Source organism: Pseudomonas sp. GW456-12-1-14-TSB6 (genome assembly GCF_059424205.1).
In genome coordinates, this window is record NZ_JBWKZE010000008.1 from 21,604 (window position 1) to 41,918 (window position 20,315).

The 20,315-nt window shown below is 59.4% G+C and carries 23 protein-coding genes; 14 read left to right on the top strand and 9 right to left on the bottom strand.

Going from position 1 to position 20,315, the window contains the following annotated elements:
- Positions 1-11: 11 nt before the first annotated feature.
- From AC07Y2_RS09370 to AC07Y2_RS09395, 6 genes are read left to right on the top strand one after another with little or no spacing between them, the layout of a single operon-like run.
- Positions 12-2,912 carry a monovalent cation/H+ antiporter subunit A gene (locus AC07Y2_RS09370; RefSeq protein ID WP_103385998.1) on the top strand — a complete coding sequence of 967 codons (2,901 nt, stop codon included), beginning with the start codon at positions 12-14 and terminating at the stop codon, positions 2,910-2,912.
- Complete coding sequence (locus AC07Y2_RS09375) at positions 2,912-3,256, top strand: Na+/H+ antiporter subunit C (protein WP_003192163.1); 345 nt, start codon at positions 2,912-2,914, stop codon at positions 3,254-3,256. Before AC07Y2_RS09370 ends, AC07Y2_RS09375 begins: the two co-directional genes overlap by 1 nt.
- Positions 3,253-4,932, top strand: a complete 1,680-nt coding sequence (locus AC07Y2_RS09380; protein WP_039767023.1) for a monovalent cation/H+ antiporter subunit D — start codon at positions 3,253-3,255, stop codon at positions 4,930-4,932. The genes AC07Y2_RS09375 and AC07Y2_RS09380 overlap by 4 nt, the downstream gene beginning before the upstream one ends.
- Entirely contained in the window at positions 4,929-5,417 is a 489-nt protein-coding gene (locus tag AC07Y2_RS09385) for a Na+/H+ antiporter subunit E (RefSeq protein ID WP_039767025.1), read from the top strand. The genes AC07Y2_RS09380 and AC07Y2_RS09385 overlap by 4 nt, the downstream gene beginning before the upstream one ends.
- Entirely contained in the window at positions 5,414-5,692 is a 279-nt protein-coding gene (locus AC07Y2_RS09390; RefSeq protein ID WP_011334688.1) for a K+/H+ antiporter subunit F, read from the top strand. Before AC07Y2_RS09385 ends, AC07Y2_RS09390 begins: the two co-directional genes overlap by 4 nt.
- On the top strand, positions 5,689-6,051 hold the full coding sequence (locus AC07Y2_RS09395) for a Na+/H+ antiporter subunit G (protein ID WP_103385997.1): 363 nt from the start codon (positions 5,689-5,691) through the stop codon (positions 6,049-6,051). Before AC07Y2_RS09390 ends, AC07Y2_RS09395 begins: the two co-directional genes overlap by 4 nt.
- On the opposite strand, the gene AC07Y2_RS09400 is transcribed toward AC07Y2_RS09395, so the two are convergent.
- Positions 6,048-6,488 (bottom strand): DUF3995 domain-containing protein, encoded by a 441-nt coding sequence (locus AC07Y2_RS09400; RefSeq protein ID WP_007950535.1) that lies wholly within the window; start codon positions 6,486-6,488, stop codon positions 6,048-6,050. The two genes, AC07Y2_RS09395 and AC07Y2_RS09400, sit on opposite strands and share 4 nt — an antisense overlap.
- A gap of 94 nt (positions 6,489-6,582) precedes the next feature.
- Here AC07Y2_RS09400 and AC07Y2_RS09405 point away from each other — a divergent pair, with 94 nt between their 5' ends.
- Together AC07Y2_RS09405 and AC07Y2_RS09410 are read left to right on the top strand one after the other, a co-directional pair.
- Positions 6,583-6,969, top strand: a complete 387-nt coding sequence (locus AC07Y2_RS09405; protein WP_011334690.1) for a DUF2946 domain-containing protein — start codon at positions 6,583-6,585, stop codon at positions 6,967-6,969.
- A 94-nt stretch (positions 6,970-7,063) separates the two neighbouring features.
- The gene (locus AC07Y2_RS09410; protein ID WP_103385996.1) at positions 7,064-9,196 is read left to right on the top strand and encodes a TonB-dependent receptor; all 2,133 of its coding nucleotides are present in this window, start codon (positions 7,064-7,066) and stop codon (positions 9,194-9,196) included.
- A 114-nt stretch (positions 9,197-9,310) separates the two neighbouring features.
- Here AC07Y2_RS09410 and AC07Y2_RS09415 read toward each other — a convergent pair whose 3' ends face one another.
- From AC07Y2_RS09415 to AC07Y2_RS09425, 3 genes are all read right to left on the bottom strand, one after another.
- Positions 9,311-10,327: an ABC transporter substrate-binding protein gene (locus AC07Y2_RS09415; RefSeq protein WP_103385995.1), complete on the bottom strand. Its 1,017-nt coding sequence runs from the start codon at positions 10,325-10,327 to the stop codon at positions 9,311-9,313.
- A 128-nt stretch (positions 10,328-10,455) separates the two neighbouring features.
- The gene (locus AC07Y2_RS09420; protein WP_039767035.1) at positions 10,456-10,653 is read right to left on the bottom strand and encodes a hypothetical protein; all 198 of its coding nucleotides are present in this window, start codon (positions 10,651-10,653) and stop codon (positions 10,456-10,458) included.
- The gene (locus tag AC07Y2_RS09425) at positions 10,650-11,120 is read right to left on the bottom strand and encodes a hypothetical protein (RefSeq protein WP_103385994.1); all 471 of its coding nucleotides are present in this window, start codon (positions 11,118-11,120) and stop codon (positions 10,650-10,652) included. Before AC07Y2_RS09425 ends, AC07Y2_RS09420 begins: the two co-directional genes overlap by 4 nt.
- A gap of 408 nt (positions 11,121-11,528) precedes the next feature.
- Between AC07Y2_RS09425 and AC07Y2_RS09430 the strand changes: the two genes are divergently transcribed.
- Positions 11,529-11,792, top strand: a complete 264-nt coding sequence (locus AC07Y2_RS09430; protein ID WP_074688706.1) for a hypothetical protein — start codon at positions 11,529-11,531, stop codon at positions 11,790-11,792.
- Between the two features lie 37 nt (positions 11,793-11,829).
- A complete protein-coding gene (locus AC07Y2_RS09435) occupies positions 11,830-12,066 on the top strand; it encodes a DUF2789 family protein (RefSeq protein ID WP_039767041.1) in 237 nt (78 codons plus the stop codon).
- A 6-nt stretch (positions 12,067-12,072) separates the two neighbouring features.
- Here AC07Y2_RS09435 and AC07Y2_RS09440 read toward each other — a convergent pair whose 3' ends face one another.
- The 3 genes from AC07Y2_RS09440 to AC07Y2_RS09450 all read right to left on the bottom strand — a co-directional run bounded on the left by AC07Y2_RS09440 (position 12,073) and on the right by AC07Y2_RS09450 (position 14,628).
- A complete protein-coding gene (locus tag AC07Y2_RS09440; RefSeq protein ID WP_074688708.1) occupies positions 12,073-12,276 on the bottom strand; it encodes a hypothetical protein in 204 nt (67 codons plus the stop codon).
- A 113-nt stretch (positions 12,277-12,389) separates the two neighbouring features.
- Positions 12,390-13,994 (bottom strand): methyl-accepting chemotaxis protein, encoded by a 1,605-nt coding sequence (locus AC07Y2_RS09445; RefSeq protein ID WP_103385993.1) that lies wholly within the window; start codon positions 13,992-13,994, stop codon positions 12,390-12,392.
- 229 nt (positions 13,995-14,223) lie between these two features.
- Entirely contained in the window at positions 14,224-14,628 is a 405-nt protein-coding gene (locus tag AC07Y2_RS09450; RefSeq protein WP_039767046.1) for a TraR/DksA family transcriptional regulator, read from the bottom strand.
- 410 nt (positions 14,629-15,038) lie between these two features.
- On the opposite strand from AC07Y2_RS09450, the gene AC07Y2_RS09455 reads away from it, so the two are divergent.
- From AC07Y2_RS09455 to AC07Y2_RS09465, 3 genes are all read left to right on the top strand, one after another.
- The gene (locus AC07Y2_RS09455) at positions 15,039-15,644 is read left to right on the top strand and encodes a glutathione S-transferase (protein WP_103385992.1); all 606 of its coding nucleotides are present in this window, start codon (positions 15,039-15,041) and stop codon (positions 15,642-15,644) included.
- A gap of 2 nt (positions 15,645-15,646) precedes the next feature.
- Positions 15,647-16,750 carry a DNA alkylation repair protein gene (locus AC07Y2_RS09460; RefSeq protein WP_103385991.1) on the top strand — a complete coding sequence of 368 codons (1,104 nt, stop codon included), beginning with the start codon at positions 15,647-15,649 and terminating at the stop codon, positions 16,748-16,750.
- A 110-nt stretch (positions 16,751-16,860) separates the two neighbouring features.
- Positions 16,861-17,478, top strand: coding sequence for a LysE family translocator (locus AC07Y2_RS09465; protein WP_103385990.1), 618 nt, complete (start codon positions 16,861-16,863; stop codon positions 17,476-17,478).
- A gap of 94 nt (positions 17,479-17,572) precedes the next feature.
- Here the strand turns inward: AC07Y2_RS09465 and AC07Y2_RS09470 are convergent, their stop codons facing one another.
- Positions 17,573-18,229: a DUF2931 family protein gene (locus tag AC07Y2_RS09470; RefSeq protein WP_103385989.1), complete on the bottom strand. Its 657-nt coding sequence runs from the start codon at positions 18,227-18,229 to the stop codon at positions 17,573-17,575.
- Complete coding sequence (locus AC07Y2_RS09475; RefSeq protein WP_103385988.1) at positions 18,229-19,770, bottom strand: phospholipase effector Tle1 domain-containing protein; 1,542 nt, start codon at positions 19,768-19,770, stop codon at positions 18,229-18,231. The genes AC07Y2_RS09470 and AC07Y2_RS09475 overlap by 1 nt, the downstream gene beginning before the upstream one ends.
- Positions 19,771-19,942: 172 nt before the next feature.
- On the opposite strand from AC07Y2_RS09475, the gene AC07Y2_RS09480 reads away from it, so the two are divergent.
- Entirely contained in the window at positions 19,943-20,299 is a 357-nt protein-coding gene (locus AC07Y2_RS09480; protein ID WP_039767675.1) for a hypothetical protein, read from the top strand.
- The last annotated feature ends 16 nt before the right edge of the window (positions 20,300-20,315 follow it).

Consider the following 20,315-nt stretch of genomic DNA (forward strand, 5'->3'; position numbering starts at 1 on the left):
ATTAGAAGCCTATGTCCCTGATAGTTCTACTGCTTCTGCCTTTTCTGGGCAGCTGTCTGGCAGCCGTGCTGCCGCACAACGCACGTAACGCCGAATCCCTGCTGGCAGGTCTGGTCGCACTGATCGGCACTGTCTCGGTCGCGATGCTGTATCCGCAGATCGCCCACGGCGGCGTGATCCGCGAAGAATTCACCTGGCTGCCCAGCCTGGGCCTGAACTTCGTCCTGCGCATGGATGGCTTCGCCTGGCTGTTCTCGATGCTGGTGCTGGGCATCGGCACTCTCGTCTCCTTATATGCCCGTTATTACATGTCGCCGGACGATCCGGTGCCGCGTTTCTTCGCGTTCTTTCTGGCGTTCATGGGCGCCATGCTCGGGCTGGTGATCTCCGGCAACCTGATCCAGATCGTATTCTTCTGGGAGCTGACCAGCCTTTTCTCGTTCCTGTTGATCGGCTACTGGCACCACCGTCACGACGCCCGCCGTGGTGCTTACATGGCGTTGTTGGTGACTGGCGCGGGAGGATTGTGCTTGCTGGCGGGGGTCATGATCCTCGGCCATGTGGTCGGCAGCTATGACCTGGACAAGGTCCTGGCCGCCGGCGATCTGATTCGCGCACATGCCCTCTACCCCATCCTGCTTCCCCTCATTCTTATCGGCGCCCTCAGCAAAAGCGCCCAGTTCCCCTTCCACTTCTGGCTGCCCCACGCGATGGCGGCACCCACACCGGTTTCGGCGTATCTGCATTCGGCGACCATGGTCAAGGCCGGGGTTTTCCTGCTGGCCCGTCTGTGGCCATCGCTGTCCGGCAGCGAAGAATGGTTCTACATCGTCAGCGGCGCCGGCGCTGCTACGCTGTTGCTCGGCGCGTACTGCGCGATGTTTCAGAACGATCTCAAAGGGCTGCTGGCCTACTCGACCATCAGCCACCTCGGCCTGATCACGCTGCTGCTGGGTTTGAACAGTCCGCTGGCCGCTGTGGCGGCGGTGTTCCACATTCTCAACCACGCGACCTTCAAGGCTTCGCTGTTCATGGCCGCCGGGATCATCGACCACGAAAGTGGCACCCGCGACATCCGCAAGCTCAACGGCCTGTTCAAACTGATTCCATTCACCGCCACCCTGGCGATGGTCGCCAGTGCGTCCATGGCCGGCGTGCCGCTGCTCAACGGCTTCCTGTCCAAGGAGATGTTCTTCGCCGAAACCGTGTTCATCAACGCCACCGCCTGGGTTGAAACCAGCCTGCCGATCGTCGCGACCATTGCCGGGATGTTCAGTGTTGCCTACTCACTGAGATTCACCGTCGACGTGTTTTTCGGTCCGACCGCCACCGACCTGCCGCACACCCCGCACGAACCGCCGCGCTGGATGCGTGCACCGGTGGAACTGCTGGTGTTCACCTGCCTGCTGGTGGGGATTTTCCCGGCCCAGGTGGTCGGCCCGTTGCTCGCCGCTGCCGCCTTGCCGGTGGTGGGCGGCGTGCTGCCGGAATACAGCCTGGCGATCTGGCACGGCCTCAATGCACCGATGATCATGAGTTTGATCGCCATGTCCGGCGGCATCGTGCTGTATCTGCTACTGCGCAACCAACTCAAGCGCGGCCGCTTCAAGTATCCGCCGCTGGCGGGCCGCCTCAACGGCAAGCGAATGTTCGAGCGCAGTCTGGTGGCGATGATGCGCCTGGCTCGACGCCTGGAGCGACGAATCGGCACAAAGCGCCTGCAAGCGCAATTGTTCCTGATGGTCCTGGCGGCGGTGCTGGCCGGGCTGATCCCGATGCTGCACAGCAGCCTGAGCTGGGGCGACCGGCCGAAGATTCCGGGCTCGATCGTGTTCGTGACCCTGTGGCTGCTGGCAATCGCCTGCGCCCTGGGTGCTGCGTGGCAGGCCAAGTATCACCGTCTCGCCGCACTGACCATGGTCAGTGTCTGCGGCCTGATGACCTGCGTGACCTTCGTCTGGTTCTCGGCACCGGATCTGGCCCTGACGCAACTGGTAGTCGAAGTGGTGACCACCGTGCTGATCCTGCTTGGCCTGCGCTGGCTGCCACGGCGGATCGAAGAGGTTTCGCCGCTGCCAAGCAGCCTGCGCAAGGCGCGGGTTCGACGTCTGCGCGACTTGCTGCTGTCGATTGCCGTTGGTGGCGGCATGGCGCTGCTGTCCTACGCGATGCTGACCCGGCAGACGCCGAACGACATTTCCTCGTTCTATCTGAGTCGCGCCCTGCCCGAGGGCGGCGGCAGCAACGTGGTCAACGTGATGCTGGTGGATTTCCGTGGTTTCGACACCCTTGGTGAGATCACAGTGCTCGCCGCCGTGGCACTGACCGTGTTCGCCCTGCTGCGTCGCTTCCGCCCGCCGAAAGAAAGCCTGCAACTGCCGGCCCAACAGCGCCTGCTCGCCCCCGACGTGGTCACCGATCTGGTCAACCCGCGCTCGGCCAGCGACACCGCGCTCGGTTTCATGATGGTGCCGGCGGTGCTGGTGCGCCTGCTGCTGCCGATTGCGCTGGTGGTGTCGTTCTATCTGTTCATGCGCGGGCACAACCAGCCGGGTGGCGGTTTCGTCGCCGGCCTGGTGATGTCGGTGGCGTTCATCCTGCAATACATGGTCGCCGGCACCCAGTGGGTCGAGGCGCAAATGAGCCTGCGCCCACTGCGCTGGATGGGCACCGGCCTGCTGTTCGCCACCGTCACCGGGCTTGGGGCGATGGCGGTCGGGTATCCATTCCTCACCACCCACACCTGGCATTTCAGCTTGCCGCTGCTGGGTGATATCCATATCGCCAGCGCGCTGTTCTTCGATATCGGCGTCTACGCCGTGGTGGTCGGCTCGACCTTGCTGATCCTCACCGCCCTCGCCCACCAATCAGTCCGGGGCCATAAAACCGCTGCCGCCAAAGGAGCCGTCTGATGGAAGAAGTCATCGCAATCGCCATCGGCGTGCTCGCCGCGTCCGGGGTCTGGCTGATCCTGCGACCACGGACGTTCCAGGTGGTGATGGGCCTGTGCCTGCTGTCCTACGGCGTCAATCTGTTCATCTTCAGCATGGGCAGCCTGTTCATCGGCAAGGAGCCGATCATCAAGGACGGCGTGCCGCAGGACCTGCTCAATTACACCGACCCGCTGCCCCAAGCGCTGGTGCTGACGGCCATCGTCATCAGCTTCGCCATGACCGCATTGTTCCTGGTGGTGTTGCTGGCCTCACGGGGCCTGACCGGCACCGACCACGTTGACGGAAGGGAGCCCAAGGAATGACGGCGATGACTCACCTGATCGCCGCACCGATTCTGCTGCCGCTGCTGACTGCCGCCATCATGCTGATGCTCGGCGAAAAGCACCGTCCGCTGAAGGCGAAAATCAACCTGTTCTCCAGCCTCCTCGGCCTCGGCATTTCGGTGATGCTGCTGCAATGGACCCAGACCACCGGCGTGCCCGGTTCGATTGGGGTTTATCTGCCGGGCAACTGGCAGGTGCCGTTCGGCATCGTGCTGGTGGTCGATCGTCTGTCGGCATTGATGCTGGTGCTGACCGGAATCATTGGCGTCAGCGCCCTGCTGTTCGCCATGGCCCGCTGGGACGGCGCCGGGTCGAGCTTCCACGCGCTGTTCCAGATTCAGTTGATGGGGCTGTACGGCGCGTTCCTGACCGCAGACCTGTTCAACCTGTTCGTGTTCTTCGAGGTATTGCTGGCCGCGTCCTACGGTTTGCTGCTCCACGGCTCGGGCCGGGCCCGAGTGTCGTCGGGGCTGCATTACATCTCGATCAACCTGCTGGCGTCGTCGCTGTTCCTGATCGGCGCGGCGTTGATCTACGGCGTGACCGGCACGTTGAACATGGCGGATCTGGCCCTGAAGATCCCGCTGGTGCCGGAAGCCGACCGTGGCCTGCTGCACGCCGGCGCGGGAATTCTGGCCGTGGCGTTCCTGGCCAAGGCCGGCATGTGGCCGCTGAACTTCTGGCTGGTGCCGGCCTACTCGTCGGCCAGCGCGCCAGTCGCGGCGATGTTCGCGATCATGACCAAGGTCGGTGTCTACACCTTGCTGCGCCTGTGGACGCTGCTGTTCTCCGGCCAGGCCGGCGCTTCGGCGTATTTTGGCGGCGATTGGTTGATCTACGGCGGCATGGCGACCATGGCCGGCGCGGGCGTGGCGATCATTGCCGCGCAACGCCTGGAACGCATGGCCAGCCTGAGCATTCTGGTATCGGCAGGGATTCTGCTGTCGGCCGTGGGTTTCGCCCAGCCAAACCTGATCGGCGCCGCGCTGTTCTATTTGGTCAGCTCGACCCTGGCGCTGAGTGCGCTGTTCCTGCTGGCCGAATTGATCGAACGTTCGCGCACCGCCATCGAAGTGCCGCTGGAGGACGAGAACGAACTGCTGCCGCGTCCGCAGGAATGGCAACGACCGGTCAAGGGCATCAACCTCGACGACGATCAGAAAGCGGTGGTCGGTCAGGTGATCCCATGGACCATGGCGTTCCTCGGTCTGAGCTTCATTGCCTGCGCGCTGCTGATTATCGGCATGCCGCCGCTGTCCGGCTTCATCGGCAAGCTGAACCTGATCGGCGCCCTGCTCAATCCACTGGGCCTCGGCGCAGGCGAACCGATCTCGAATGCCGCCTGGGGCTTACTGGCCTTGCTGATTCTTACAGGCCTCGGCTCGCTGATGGCGTTCTCGCGCCTGGGGATCCAGCGCTTCTGGTCGCCCGAGGAGCGACCGTCGCCGCTGCTGCGCAAACTGGAATGCACACCGATTTTCCTGCTGCTCGGCCTGAGCATCGCGCTGACCTTCAAGGCTGAACCACTGCTGCGTTACACCCAGGCAGCGGCCGATGCCCTGAACAATCCGCAGCAATACGTAATGGCGGTACTCGGCACCCGCGCCGTGCCGAGCCCGGAAGCCAAGGCTGCGCTGCTGGAGGTGCAACCATGAAGCGTCTGTTTCCGGCTCCGTGGTTGTCGCTTGCGCTGTGGTTGCTGTGGCTGGTACTGAACCTGTCGGTCAGCCCGGGCAACCTGCTGCTGGGTGCCGTACTCGGTTTCTGCGCCCCGCTGATGATGCGCAAATTGCGCCCGCAGCGGATTCACATCCGCCGCCCGGGCACGATCCTGCGATTGTTTCTGCTGGTCGGGCGTGACGTGATCGTCTCGAACCTGCAGGTGGCCTGGGGCGTGCTCAACGCCGGTCGCCGCCCGCCTCGTTCACGCTTCATCAAGGTGCCGCTGGACCTGCGCGACGCCAACGGCCTGGCAGCATTGTCGATGATCACCACGGTTATTCCCGGCACAGTCTGGTCGGAACTGGCGCTGGATCGCAGCATTCTGTTGCTGCACGTCTGGGATCTGGATGACGAGGCGCAGTTCATCCAGCACTTCAAGGTCACTTACGAGCGGCCGTTGATGGAGATTTTCGAATGAGCCCGCTGCTGTCGAACGCGATTCTGCTGACGCTGTTCCTGTTTTCCCTGGCCATGGTCCTCACGCTGGTGCGCCTGTTCAAAGGCCCGTCGGCGCAGGACCGGGTACTGGCGCTGGATTACCTGTACATCGTCGCCATGCTGATGATGCTGACCCTGGGGATTCGTTATGCCAGTGACACCTACTTCGAAGCGGCGCTGCTGATCGCGCTGTTCGGCTTCGTCGGCTCGTTTGCCCTGGCGAAATTCCTCCTGCGTGGCGAGGTGATCGAATGAACGCTGAACTGTCTTTGTGGGTGGAAATCCCGGTGGCGATTCTGCTGGTGCTCAGCGGTGTTTTCGCCCTGATCGGTGCGACCGGCCTGCTGCGGATGAAGGATTACTTCCAGCGCATGCACCCGCCGGCGCTGGCCTCGACCCTCGGCGCGTGGTGCGTGGCGCTGGCCTCGATCATCTGTTTTTCCGCACTCAAGTACGGGCCGGTGCTGCACGCATGGCTGATCCCGATTCTGCTGTCGATCACCGTGCCAGTGACCACCCTGCTGCTGGCGCGGGCGGCATTGTTCCGCAAGCGCATGGCCGGGGATGACGTACCGGCCGAGGTCAGCAGCCGGCGTACTGAAACCGGCAGCTAGATCCAGGCGACAGCCAACAGCCCGGCTCCCAATATCAGACACAGCGGCGAGTAAACCCAAGTGTCGAGCCGGGCAAACCGCGATCCCTTCACTTCCTTGAAAAAACCCACCAGCTCCGAATCGCCGATCGCCCGCGCAAACATCAACAGCGCAATCGCGCTGATCACCCATTGCAGCGCCCAGTGATGCACGGCGGGCAGCCACCACCCCACTCGCATGCACACCAGTGCGGCAATCAGTAGCAGAGCTGCCGCCACCACCAGCGTGATCCAGCCTGACGGCTTGAACGCAGGCCTGAGGGTCAGCCCACCGTTATCCACCGGAACCTGCGGCACCACCGCAACGGCCGCCCACTGCCCACCCATCGCCCAATACACATGCATCAGGCTGATCACCGCGAATATCGTCACCAGCCATTGAGCCAACACAAAGGTCATGGTCGAGAATCCTTGAAAGGGATTTGAACAAAACATCCTAGTCGGCATTTTTCCATGTGCACGACCGATCGGCGGTGCGGTAAAGTGCCGCCCCATGAAATTCACCCGTACCGATCGCTCACTGCTGGCCTGGATGCTCTATTGCTGCGTCCTGTTCAACGTGTTCGCCTGCAGCATCGGTCACGGACAAATGGTCGGTATGCAGCTCAACGGTATCGGCGGCCAGTTCTGTGCCGTCGACCCGAGCACCCAGGCGCCGCTCGCCTCAAATCCCGCCGAAGAAAAACTGCCGACCCTGGCCAAAGCCTTCGGCTGTCCGCTCTGCTCCACCGGAGGCATGGGCCCGGCGTTCAACTCCAGCCTGACCCTGGCGATTCTGCCGGAACAACACAGCCCGCCGCTGCCGGCCATCGTCAGTGCCGACCTTCCTGCCCGCTTTATCTGGCCTTCGGCCAATCCCCGCGCCCCGCCGCTCGCCTGAGTGCCCTTGCCTTTTTGATCTGTCAGCCCACTGCGCCAACGCGCGGCGTTCGCCTGTGCGCTGACTCCGAGAACAAGCATTCAGGATTCAATCAATGAAACAACTTACCTTGCTGGCGAGCCTGTGCGGCTGCCTGTCCGTCAACGTCTGGGCGCAATCCACCGTGGATCTGGCGCCGATCACTATTGACGGCGAGTCCGGCGCCGAACCCGGCCTGAGCCTCGACCAGTCCAGCGGCATGGCCTCGCGCCTCGGCCTCAGCGTGCGTGACACCCCGGCCTCGGTGGCCATTGCCAACCGCAGTGACATCGAACGTCGCGGTTCGCAAAACTTTCAGGACGCGGCCAACACCTTGCCGGGTGTGAACGCCAGTGCACCGCCGGGCTTTGGCGGATTCGTCTCCTATCGCGGTTTCACCAGCAGCCAGATCACCCAGATGTTCAACGGCGTCAACGTTTCCGGCGGGCTGGCGCGCCCCGTGGATTCATGGATTTATGATCGGGTGGAACTGGTCGGCGGCCCGTCATCGTTGATCAACGGCGCCGGCTCGGTCGGTGGTTCGCTGAACTACGTGACCAAACTGGCCACCCGCGACGAGCAAGCCATCGAAGGCCGGGTCAGCTATGGCACCTACGACACCACCGAAACCGCGTTCGGCCTCAATCACGCGCTGACCGACCCCGGCGCCGACGTGCAGCACTACGCGCGTCTCGACGTCAGCCACAACACCAGCAACGGCTACATTGACCGCCAGGAACGCGATGCCTGGAGCGTGGCGTTCTCGTTGCTCAGTGACCTGACGCTAAACCTTTCGCACACCCTGGCCCTGGAATATCAGGACGAACACGAGGACAGCCCGTACTGGGGCACGCCGGTGCTCAGCCCCAAGGCCGGCGAGTTGAAGATCGACAAGCACAACCGCTTCAACAACTACAACGTCGAGGACGGCCGCTACGAGCAGCGGACGATCTGGGTGCGCTCGATCATCGATTACCGGATCAATGACAGCACCACCCTGCGCAACACCCTCTATCACCTCGACAGCCAGCGCGATTACCGCAACCTGGAAACCTATCAATACAACGCCGACAACAGCGCGGTGAACCGCTCCACTGCGTATCAGGTGCGACACCAGGGCGAGCAGAACGGCAACCAATTCGAACTGCGCCACGACAACACCCTGTTCGGCCTCGACACCACCTGGTCCGGCGGCTTCGAGTACAAGGTCAACCAGACCACCAACTCGCCGCTAAACGTCAAAGGCGCCAGCGCGGTGGACCCGAACAACTACCGACCGGGGCATTTCTATGACATCCCCGGAACGATGCCGGGTTTCGTCAGCGACAAGACCAACGAAGTCACGACCAAAGCGCTGTTCGGCGAAAACCGCCTGGCACTGACCGACAAGCTCTCGCTGTTAACCGGTCTGCGCTATGACGACATCGACCTCGACGTGACCAACCATCGCACGGTGACCGCGAGCAACCCGCGTCATTTGAAGCGCAGTTGGGAACCGGTCACAGGGCGTGTCGGCATGACATACCAGTTCATACCGTCAGCCAATGTGTACGTGCAATACAGCACCGCCGCCGAGCAACCCAGTGGCACCCAGGACTTCGACGTCTCGACCGGCAAACAATGGGAAATCGGCAGCAAGTTCGACTACCTGAACGGGCGCGGTTCGGCGACGGTGGCCGCCTACACCATCGAGCGCAAGGACTTCGCAGTGACGGATCCACTGGACCCGACCAGCAGCATTCCGGTCGGCCAGCAGACTTCGAAGGGCATCGAGATTGCCAGCTCGCTGCGGATCACCGACAAGTTGCTGGCCGAAGGCAACTTCGCCTGGGTCGATGCGCAATACGATGAGTTCAACGAGAAGAACGCCGCCGGTGTGGTGGTTTCGCGCAAGGGCAATACACCGACCAACGTGCCGGACCGGGTCGGCAATCTGTGGCTGACCTACGATTTCTCGCCGCAATGGCAAGGCGGGGTCGATGCACGGTACGTGGCGTCGGTGTTCGCCGACACGGCCAACACCATGACCGTGCCGTCGTACACGTTGTTTGGCAGCTTTCTCAGCTACAAGGTGGACTCGCACACAACTGTGACCGGACGGGTGCGCAACCTGACGAATGAGGTGTATGCCGAGTTCGCCCATGTATCGCCGGCGTATTACCTCGGCACACCGCGCACCTTTGAGCTGGCTGTGCAAACCCGCTTCTAAAAGCTTCGCGGGCAAGCCCGCTCCCACAGGAATCGATGTGTTTTCAACGCTCAGAGCACACCGAAAAACCTGTGAGAGCGGGCTTGCCCGCGATGACGCCCATCGGTACGACCTCTATTTCAAATCAGCTGAAACCTTATCTGCCACATCCTTCGGCAGCCACGCCTGCCACACATCCGGATGCGCTTTCATGAACGCTGTCGCCGCATCACGAGGTGGCGTGTGTTTTTCACTCATCTCGGCCAGCGCCTTGTTCAGATCATCAATCGGAAAGTCGACCTTGCTGAAGAACTCGGCGATCTGCGGATACTGCTTCTGGAACGGCGTGGACACCCCGATCGACAGCTTCGAGGCCAGTGACCGGGTCGGTTTCGGATTGGGGTTGTCGGCGTCGGTCAGGGTCTTCCAGGCCTCGGCATCGAACGGCGGCTCTTCCAGTTGGATCAGCTTGAACTTGCCGAGCAACGGTGTCGGCGACCAGTAATAGAACAGCACCGGCTTGCCGCGGCGGATCGATGAACTGATCTCGGCATCCAGCGCAGCACCGGAGCCACTACGGAAATTGGTGAAGTCATTCTGCAAGCCATAAGCCGTGAGCTTCTGCTTGTTCACCACCTCCGACGTCCAACCGATCGGGCTGTTGAGGAACCGGCCCTTGCTCGGGGTTTCCGGATCCTTGAACACGTCCTTGTACCTCTTCAGATCGCTGACACTGCGCAGATCCGGCGCCAAGGGTTTGATGCCCTTGGCCGGGTCGCCCTTGATCACGTACTCCGGCACCCACCAGCCTTCAGTGGCACCCTTGACCGTATCGCCCAGGCTGGCGACCTTGCCTTCGGCCTCGGCCTTGACCCATACCGGACTGCGCCCGGCCCACTCTTCGCCGATGACCTGAATGTCATTGTTGGCCAGCGCAGTCTCAAGGGTGATGGTGGTGCCCGGCAAGGTATCGGTCGGCAGGCCATAGCCCTTCTCGACAATGATCCGCAGGACGTCGGTGATCAGGCTGCCGCTTTCCCAGTTCAGATCGGCAAAGTGAATCGGCGCCTGTGCCGCGCTCACCGGAGGCACCACCGTCATCAGGCCGAATGTGGTCAACCCAGCAGCCAGCAACCGTCGAAATCCGTTCATGCTTTTGCACCTCGTGCCGTTCACAGCAATAGCAGGATGGCCTGACAGAAGACCGCAAGCCTCTGAATACTCAGTCAACTGACTGTAGACGAGGTTCCTGCTTTTTCAGGGGCATGACACGCACGAGGCTACTTTTCAGACATTTCCTGCAGGCTCTTCAGCTCGCGTCTGACCATGCTGGCGTATTCCGCAGGCTGCAAGGCGTAGATTTGCGAGGCGACCCAACCCAGCCAGGCACCCTTCAATTCAGCCTTTGCCGTGAACAACCGACGTGCTTCCTCGCGGGCGCTGTCGAGGTTCTGCAAATGGAAATCGGCGCGGCTCACTCGCTGGCCTTGAACGTCACCAGTTCGCCCTTGCGCCACTTGGCGGCTTTGGCGGTGACGGCTTTCAAGGTTTTGGTCAGGCCTTCCTGCAGTTGTTCATTGGCGGCGAACACGGTAACCACGCTGTGGCCTTCCTTGAACACGATGGCGTGGCCATCGGCCGTGGTGACGAACGCGTAGTCGCCCAGACCGTACACGGTCATTTTGATTTCGCGAAAGCGGATGTCCATCTTGCCGCCTTCACGGCTGGGCAGTACCGACGCGCTGAAATGATCGCCGACCTTGAGCTTGAGGCCAGGTTTGTCATCGACCACCAATGCGCTTTCGGTGTCGATCTCGGCAACGTAAATGCCTTCGGCGTTTTGCTCGGTGATGTAAACAAAACGCGATTGAAACTGCTTGACCAGCTTTGCCCGCAAATCACCCAGCACGAACAAAGCATGCATATCGAGGTTACTGACTGCCAAAGAAACATCCCCACACTTGAAAAGAGTGCCATACGCGAAAGCGCGCACAGCAAAAAAAGTCGGCCGGGCCGAAGGTGTTGCGCGATGACTCGAATATACGCCTGAGGGAGCGAAGTGCTCATTCAACGCGAGTTGCACAAGACTACTGGAATGCCACTCGCGAAACCTGCAAAGACGTTCTCCAAATGTTGAAGGAAAACGCGTCACGGCCGGCCAGGAAAAAACTGACTACGAACTTTAGGGAAAAAACTCACCAACAAAAGCACTTTTCCGACATATCGCACGCAAAAAATTGCTTTAGATAGGGCCATGCCGTCAACAGGTGTTGGCGATTCTAGAGCAGCGATGCTGTTCGCGACTACCCGCAACACCCTGTAAATGCGGGCCAAACCATGAAAAGGACTTCATATGTGCACTATGACGCATTTTGCCGTGACTCACGAACCCGCCTTTGCCTTGAACACTCCAGCCTTCGAGACTGTTCCTGCAATCGAGTCTTGCGGTCAGGCACCGTTGTTTCAGGTAATCCCGGCGGGCAACGGCTTTTTCCATATCAGGGAAAAGTCGACGGGGCTTGTCAGAGGTTTCCGTGAGAATCACAACGCCGCTTGCGCCCTCGCCCGTTCACTTGAATCCCGGATCGAACTCCTGGCCAGCGAGCACCTCAGATAAAGAGAGATCGACCCCGCCATCTTTCAAGGAGCACACCATGGAACTGCCTGCCTACAACCTGACAACCCTGTTCGATCAATTAGGGCTGCCTTCGGAGGAAACGGCGATCGACGACTTCATCGAAGCCCATCCGCTGGATGCCGATACCAAGCTGATCGACGCCGACTTCTGGAGCCCACAACAGGCGCAAATGCTCAAGGAGTGGCTGCGGGCCGATGGCGAGGAAGCCATCATGGTCGATGAGCTGAATGTGCGCCTGCACCGGGGCAAGTAATCTTGATCAGTGCAGGCTGTCACCGGTTTCAGCGCTCAATTGCGCAAGCCATGCAGCCCTGCACTCTTCCGCCTCGTTACGACTTGCAAACGCAGTGCCCCGGCGTTCGCCATTGAGCAGCACCACCCAGCAGACACTTTGCCCCATCGCGCGCAGACCGGCGGGTACACCGGTGCCGATCATCACCGCGACATCGACTCTGCATTGCATGTTGACCTCCCAATTTCATTAGCAACCTAACTATGTGGGCATGTTAATGATTTGGATCAAGAGGAAACAGCAACTCCGCTGCACAGCTTAATTGCAGTTCCGGCAACAATGGCTCAGCGCGGCTTCTCCGGTTTATAGCCCAGACGCAACCCGCCCCAATGCCGGCCCTTGACCATGATCGGCACCGACAGGTCGTGCATCAGCTCGCCGGTATCGCGGGTGTAGGTCTGCAACAGCACCGGTTGCTGATGGCTGCCGCAGCGGATGCCGGTGCGGTCGGCGAATTTGCGTTTGGTGCGATTGTTCACGGTATCGACCTGCACATCCCCGGTCAGTGGCTGGCTGAACACCTGATTGTGGGTCGGCACGTAACCCTGCTGCGTGCAAGCGATGGCGAACACCAGTCCTTCGTGGCGCGGCAGTAACGGTTCCTGGATGGCCGGCAGCACCTGATCGGTGTAGCGATCAAAACGAGTCTGGAACTTGGCGGGCTGGGTGTCTGGAATCGGCTGATACTGACGGTCGAACAGGTCCTCAAGACTGATGCGTCCCTGCTCGACATCGGCCTCGAACCGCGCGGCAATCTGACTGGCCCCTTCACGGGCAAGATCGTAGATACGCTGGTGATAGTCATCCAGCCCGACTTCTGCCAGACGTTCGCTGATGGTTTCTGCCTGTCCTTCCATCTGCACTGCGGCCTCGGCCAGACGCCGGGTCTGTTGGTCGCTGATCGCAAGATCGCTGCGCATCTGTTCGATGGCGGTGAACAGACTGTCGAGCTGTTCACGATTGGTTTCCGCGCCTCGGGCGATTTCGCCAACCTGGGTTTCCACCCCGGCCGCCAGTCGCGCAATGTTTGCCAGGTGCTGACCGGTGTGTTCGACTTGCTCGACACCCATGTGCAAATCGTCGGAGAGCTGCCGAATCTGTTCCACCACCTGCGCCGTGCGTTGCTGGATGTCGGCGACCATCTCGCCCACTTCGCCAGTGGCCGTCGCGGTACGCGCCGCCAAGCCGCGTACCTCGTCCGCGACCACTGCAAATCCACGACCGTGCTCGCCGGCCCGGGCCGCTTCGATGGCGGCGTTCAATGCCAGAAGGTTGGTCTGGCTGGCGATGGATTGAATCACCAACGTCACGCGCTGAATGTCGTCACTGCGCTGGCTCAAGGCTTCGATCAGTTCGCGGCTGGCATTGGCACGCTGGCTGAGCTGATGCATGCGCGAAATGGAATCCACCAGCTCGGTGCGCCCCGCCGCGCTGCTGTGATGGGCTTCGCTGGCAGCGCCCAAGGCTTCACGGCTGAGCTGCGAAGTGGCCTGCTCAGTGGCGATCATGACTTGAGCGTTGTTGACTATCTGCGCGGCGGCGTCGAGTTGCGATTGCAGCTTGCCGGCCAATTCCTTGACGGAAAATGCCACGCCGGCGGCTGACAGCGCGTTATGACTGGTGGTGTAGGAAAGGTCGCGAGTCAGCTCGGACATCGCGTTGCTGCTGTCGACCGGTTGCGCATCAGGGACCGGCCGGGAACGCAGGCGCGGCAGCCAGACGATCAGTACCGCCAGCGGCATGCCGACGTACAACGGCCATTCGCCCAGGCTCATTCCGGCCAGCAACAGCATCAGGGCGATGCTTTGCAGGGTCGGCGTCAGCCAGCGATTCTTCGGCAAAACAACTGGTGCAGGCAGAGCCGCAACCAGAGATCCATCTCTCGTCATTTTGTTACCCCACGCTTGTTCTCATTGTTGTGACTGCATTAAACGCCACTACAACGCCATTATCCATGGTCCGTTAGTCGTGGGTCTGTGGCAGATCAATGGAAAGGTGGAGGGGACTTTGCGGCAGACGAGAAAAAGCAAAGATCGCAGCCTTTTGCAGTTCCCGGAGGAGCTGCAAAAGGCTGCGATCTTTTCGCGACGACCCGCATTGAAGGGGCCGCCTCAGGAATCAGGCCTGACGCTGGTGCTTGTCGATCTGCTCGTGACGCTCTTGAGCTTCGATGCAGTACTTGGTGGTCGGGCTGATCAGCAGGCGTTTCAGGCCGATCGGCTCGCCGCTGTCGTCGCACCAGCCAAAGCTGTCTTCCTTGATACGCTCAAGGGCCTGCTCGAGTTGCGGCAGCATGCGCTGGTCGCGATCGATCGCGTTTACCAGCCAGGTGCGCTCTTCTTCCACCGATGCGGCGTCCGCCGGGTCAGCCGGGGTGTCCAGGCTTTCGATGGCAATACGGTTCTGCTCAATGCGCTCATGGGTTTCGACTTTCATGTTCTGCAACAGCTCTTGAAAGAAAGCGTGTTGCTCGGCATTCATGTAGTCATCTGCCGGCATGGCCAGCAACTTGTCCTTTGTCATTGATATCTCTATAAAAAACGTGCATTAAGGCGAATTAGGGAGCGTTCCGGCGAACCGCCTGCGGTCATCGGAAAGGCATCGTTTATTGCAAACGCCACCCGGCACTCAATTTACGAAGGGGCGGCAGTCTAAGGCCCGTTTGAGGCCTCAGCAACTGTAAATACCGGGAATTTGTCCGACAAGGCCCGGAAACTGCTCTGACACAGGCTTCACAGCGCTCATCGGAGTGCGTTTATAGCAAGAAATTCAGTCGAGCGGATGTATATAGAAGACAAACGTCGGACGAGCGGCGCTTTGTCGCAATTCGTTACGGTCGGTCACCGCAAAACCCACCCCCTCGCAAAGACTGACAAATCCCCCCAACCTCGGCTACGTTATGCCCTCCCCGGTTCGACTAGAAGGAACGCGTCATGAAACTGATCGGCATGCTGGACTCCCCTTACGTGCGCCGCGTGGCGATCTCTGCCAAATGCCTGGGGGTCGAACTGGAACACGACCCGGTCTCGGTGTTCCGCCACTTCGAACGTTTCCAGCAGATCAACCCGGTGGTCAAGGCGCCGACCCTGGTCCTTGCTGACGGCGAAGTGCTGATCGACTCGACCCTGATCCTCGACTATCTCGAAGCCCTGTCCGGCAAAACCCTGCTGCCCGCCGACCTGCCGCAACGCGCCAAAGCCCTGCGCCTGATCGGCCTCGGTCTTGCCGCCTGCGAAAAAGCCGTGCAGCTCTACTACGAACGCAACCTGCGCCCGGCCGACATTCAATACCAGCCGTGGGTCGAACGCGTCGAAGGTCAACTCGCCGCCGCCTTCACCGCCCTTGAACATGAACTCGAAAATCACCCATTGCCCACCGACGGCCCTCTCCAGCAGGACGGCATCACTCTCGCCGTCGCCTGGAGCTTCACCGGCCTCGTCGTCCCCGACCAGATCGACGCTCAACGTTTCCCGCGCATAGCCCAATACACCGCGTACGCCGAAAGCACCCAGGCGTTCATCAACACCCCGATGACCTGACCATGAGCGCCACCGAAACCGCCGCTCCGGCCCTCAAAGAAATCTTCAACGCCGAACGCCTGCAACACATCGCCACAGAAATGAGCGCCGTGTACCCGGCGTTCAAGGCCAAAGCATTTCTCAAACATGCCCATAACGGCCTCGCCGATCTCTCCGTCATGCAACGCATGGCCCGCGTCAGCGAAAGCCTGCATCACGTGCTACCGCTGGATTACGCAGACTCCCTCGCTGTCCTACGCGAACTTGCCCCGCGACTGAACAGCGGCTTCGTCAGCATGTGCCTGCCGCACTACGTCGCGTGCTACGGCGCGCACGCGTTCGACACATCAATGGAAGCCCTGAAGTACTTCACCACCTTCGGCTCCTCCGAATTCGCCATCCGCCACTTCCTGCGCAGCGATCTGAAACGCTCGCTGGAACTGATGCACGACTGGGCGCGAGATGAAAACCACCACGTCCGAAGACTCGCCAGCGAAGGCAGCCGCCCTCGCCTGCCGTGGTCGTTTCGGCTGGAACCGGTGCAAGCGGATCCGCTGTTGGCTGCCGGGATTCTCGACCGGTTGAAGGCCGATGAGAGTTTGTACGTGCGCAAGTCCGTGGCGAATCATTTGAATGACGTGACCAAAAAGCATCCGGAGTGGGTGCTGGATACGGTTGAGGGGTGGTCGCTGGAGAACAAGCACACGGCGTGGATTGCCAAACATGCGCTACGAAGTTTGATCAAACAGGGGAATTCTCGGGCGCTCACGGTTATAGGCGCTGGGGCGAAGGCTGAGGTTGAGTTGCTGGATGTGAAGGTGGAACCGGCGGTTGTGCGGCTTGGGGAGATGATTACTTTGTCGTTTACCGTTCGATCGTTGGTGCCAGTTGAACAGCGGTTGGTGATTGATTATGCGATTGACTATGTGAAGGCGAATGGCGGGACTTCGGCGAAGGTTTTCAAGTTGAAGACGTTGGAGCTGGAGGGGTTTGGGAGTGAGGTTGTGGTGCGGAGGCAGGTGATCAAGGATTTCACTACGCGCAAGCACTATGCGGGGGTGCATGCGGTGCATGTGGTGATTAATGGGGAGCGGTTGGGGAGTACAGCGGTTGACATCATCACTTAATAAGCGTCAAAAATGGTCTGCTCATCGGATGACAACCGAAAGTAGCAGGTATGTTGAGTCTTGAAACGAATGATGACCTCTCCAACCACTGAGCTCGCAAAGGAATGCACATGATCGATGGCCCCGCTGTTTTGACAGTCTTTTTGGTTTACCTGGCCGGTGTCGTTATTCCAGGACCCAATTTCGTTGCGGTAGTCCACAAAGCGGTCGCTGCGTCGCGGTCAGAAGCTTTGGCCTTGGTGGCAGGCATTGTATTGGTCAACTTACTCTGGGCCACCTGTGCAATAGCAGGTATCGGCGTTGTATTTGCTGCGTTTCCTTGGGCGGCGCTATTCGTAAAAGTTCTGGGGGCAGCCTATCTGATGTGGTTTGGACTGCGACTGCTGCTGAATGCCGGGAAGCCCACGCATTTCCCCAGTAATGAGGCTGCCGTCGGAAACTTTCGGCAGTCATTCATTCAAGGAGTCATCACGAACATCGGCAACCCTAAATCCATGGCCTTCTACGCCGCTATTTTCTCAGCGGCAGCCCCCGCCCACGTGTCAACAAGCACGTTTTTGTCGATGCTGGCAGTCGTAGTGGTGGTTTCAATGGCGTGGTATGGAATGGTCGCAATCGCTCTTTCGCAACCTGACATCGCGTCAGCGTATCGAAGGAGGAAAAAAGCTATTGATCAATTATGCGGTGGTTTGATTTTGTCTCTGGGGATCCGGCAGCTTGTTCAATGAGTCAGGGAGGGATGCGGGCAGATCTAAAAATGGGACGCATCTATTTATCAAAAGAGCCGCCCTATCTTTTCCGACTCGCCCCGTTTTCCAAGAATTACCAACTGCCATACGGAATGCCAAATTGGTCGATATAACGCTTGGATTTTTCACTGACCGGATAGGCGTAACGTCCTTGGTTCTTACCCTGACTAGGCCCTAACGGCTCAATCTCTGCTTGCGCCCGAGCGACCTTGATCGCCTTGTGACACGCGTCTTTAACCCAAGCCTGCACCACCCCGCCGGGCGCCAGCCCCAAGTAAACCGACGCCATAAACCGCACTTCTCGTTCAGGTGTTTGCGGGCAACGTTTGCTGGTGGATTCCAACATCAAATGTCTGGCGTGTTCTGGAATATCCACCCAGGCTTGCCAGGTTTTCTTTTCAACGATTGACTGCCATCGAACATATATCCGCACGGGAAGATCGGCACCCACCACTCGTTTTCCACTGCCGTCCACGATGGACCAGCCGCGAGCCGACTCGGTGCCGTCCTCTGGCTCGCCACCGGCTGCGGAGCCACCATTGGCCTTGAAGTAGACCTTGCCGGTAACGTCCTGCACAGAACTGTCCTCTACCCAAACCTGCATGTAATCAGGTTCGATGAATGCCAATTCCCACCATTCGGATTTGGGGTCGTTTTTGCCTGATAGCGGGTCAGCAGACTGGCAGCCAGCCATGAACAACGCGCAAAACAGAGTGACGAGTAATTTCATTACCAGAGCGTCCAGTCAGGTACGTGAGGATGTTGTACGCGAATTGAGTCTGCGGTAGGAGCATTGATATAGACCGCGCTCATTCCGCTGCCATCTCTGCGGCCAAGGGGGTGGATCCAGTTTGCAGACGTGTGAATGTACTTCAGTTTCAACAGCTTTTCTTCTTGCGGAGTAACGCTGTAGTCACCCGCCAAGAACCGATCACACAACGCTTGAAGCTCTGAAGGAACAGCCAATTCCGGTGTATCCGGAATGTCTTTAAAGCGAACGCCCTTCTCTTTCGCCAACTGGTGCATCAAGCGCAGGTACACCCGGGAGAGCATGCCACTCACCGGACGTTTTAGTTGGACGGCGGCGTACACCCGTTTTAGGCGCGGACTGAGCCGATCTTGTAACGCATTAGGCAAGGGCAACGCAGCTGGCGTGACAATCTCCAGCATTTCCGCAGGCCAACCTTTGGCAAGCAACTGATCCTTCACTATCTCTGCATCACGATAAATCGAGGTTGTCACAACATCAGTATTCTGCGACACGTCCAAGCTTTGCATGGGGCTGACGAGTACATTCTCTTGTGCTTCTTCGAGGTAACCACCACCAAGGTCGGAATGAACTCCCGGTAAAACGATTTCCAAATGATCGGGCTTGACGCGACTCAAAGCGAAATTCGCCCGGCATTCATCGCGGGCAGTTAGCTGGACGACATCAGAGAAATAGCGACGATCCAGGTACAACCTGATGCCAGTGGCAACAGGGCTTTTGATATTGCCCAGATTTGACCATCCGGCAATCGAGGGTACGGTATCGAACAGACCAATGAAGCCCATGTTGATGCTGCTTTTGTATTGATCATTGAAAGTAGAACTAAATCCTCTCGCACTACTGCGCATCACATCCCCAAGAGGGCCCTGCTTTCCGCGTGCAATTTCATTGGCAAAATGCCGAGCGGCAGCAGCTCCACGGCTGAAACCGAACGTATCGAATGTCAGAGAAGTAATTTCGCTCTCAGGATGGCTAGCCAGTACCCCTTCAATACGCAGCTTGATCTCTGAAAACGAAAGCTGAACACGACCTGCAACCCCCGTCTCACCTCGACCAGTGCCCGCCCCAAGCGTGCTGTCCTCCATGCCTGAGCGAGTACCGATCCCCTCGACATACACCATGCGAAAGGCTTGCTTCTGCGAGCCCTCTCCTTCGGCTTTCTGAGGTGCGTAGTACAAGTCACTCAGTTTCTGCACATTGCTGGTGTCATTACCGTAGCTGCTGTCCGGATCTTTCATGAACGGCTTGCAACTGGCATCAATATCTTGAGCAGCAATGGGATGATGGGCACCGCAAAGTAAACCCGCAGCAGCGTTATTGGCATTATTCCCCGTCCCATCGAAGAACACTCCGATCCGCAGGGCTATGCCAATTTTTTCACGTGCCGATGCCGGTTCCTTCCCGTGTTTCTCATATTCAGCCCAACGCTGGGCATGAATATCGACGGGGTCGGTTCCTTTGTTGCGATAGTTTTTAGGCGGGTTGGGAATGTAGCCACTCAATCCTTGATTCCTTCTTCTGATCCTTGAAGAACGGGCCGAAGGGTGACAGCCGAAACCGGGGGGCGCAAGGCGTGGCCGCGTGCCAGCACCTGGCGCTCTTTCTCCCTGCCTGCAATGGTGGCGCCGAGCCACGAATGATATGGTTCAGCCTCAAAACCAGGGACGACACCTCGTGCACAAACAATGTCTGGCAGCAGCAGTAACCTTCGCCATCAGTTTTTCCGCTCTTGCCTCTCCCGTACCGCAGGAAGAGCTCGAAGAGTGCCAACGAATAGAAAACTCGGCCAAACAGGTCATGAAAACCAGGCAGCAAGGCGTGCCCATGGCTTCGGTGTTGGAACTGGCCGAAGCGGCAGGTAAGCAGAACGAGTATGTGGGTGAGGTGTTCAAGTCGTTGATTCGCGAGGCGTACGAGATTCCTCAATACTCAAGCGAGAGTTTGCAACAGAAAGCGATCAGCGATTTCCATTCCAATTTCTACAAGGCTTGCATCGTGACGGCGGAAAAGAGAGCAAACGCCAACGGCTGAGCTCAACGAACAAAAA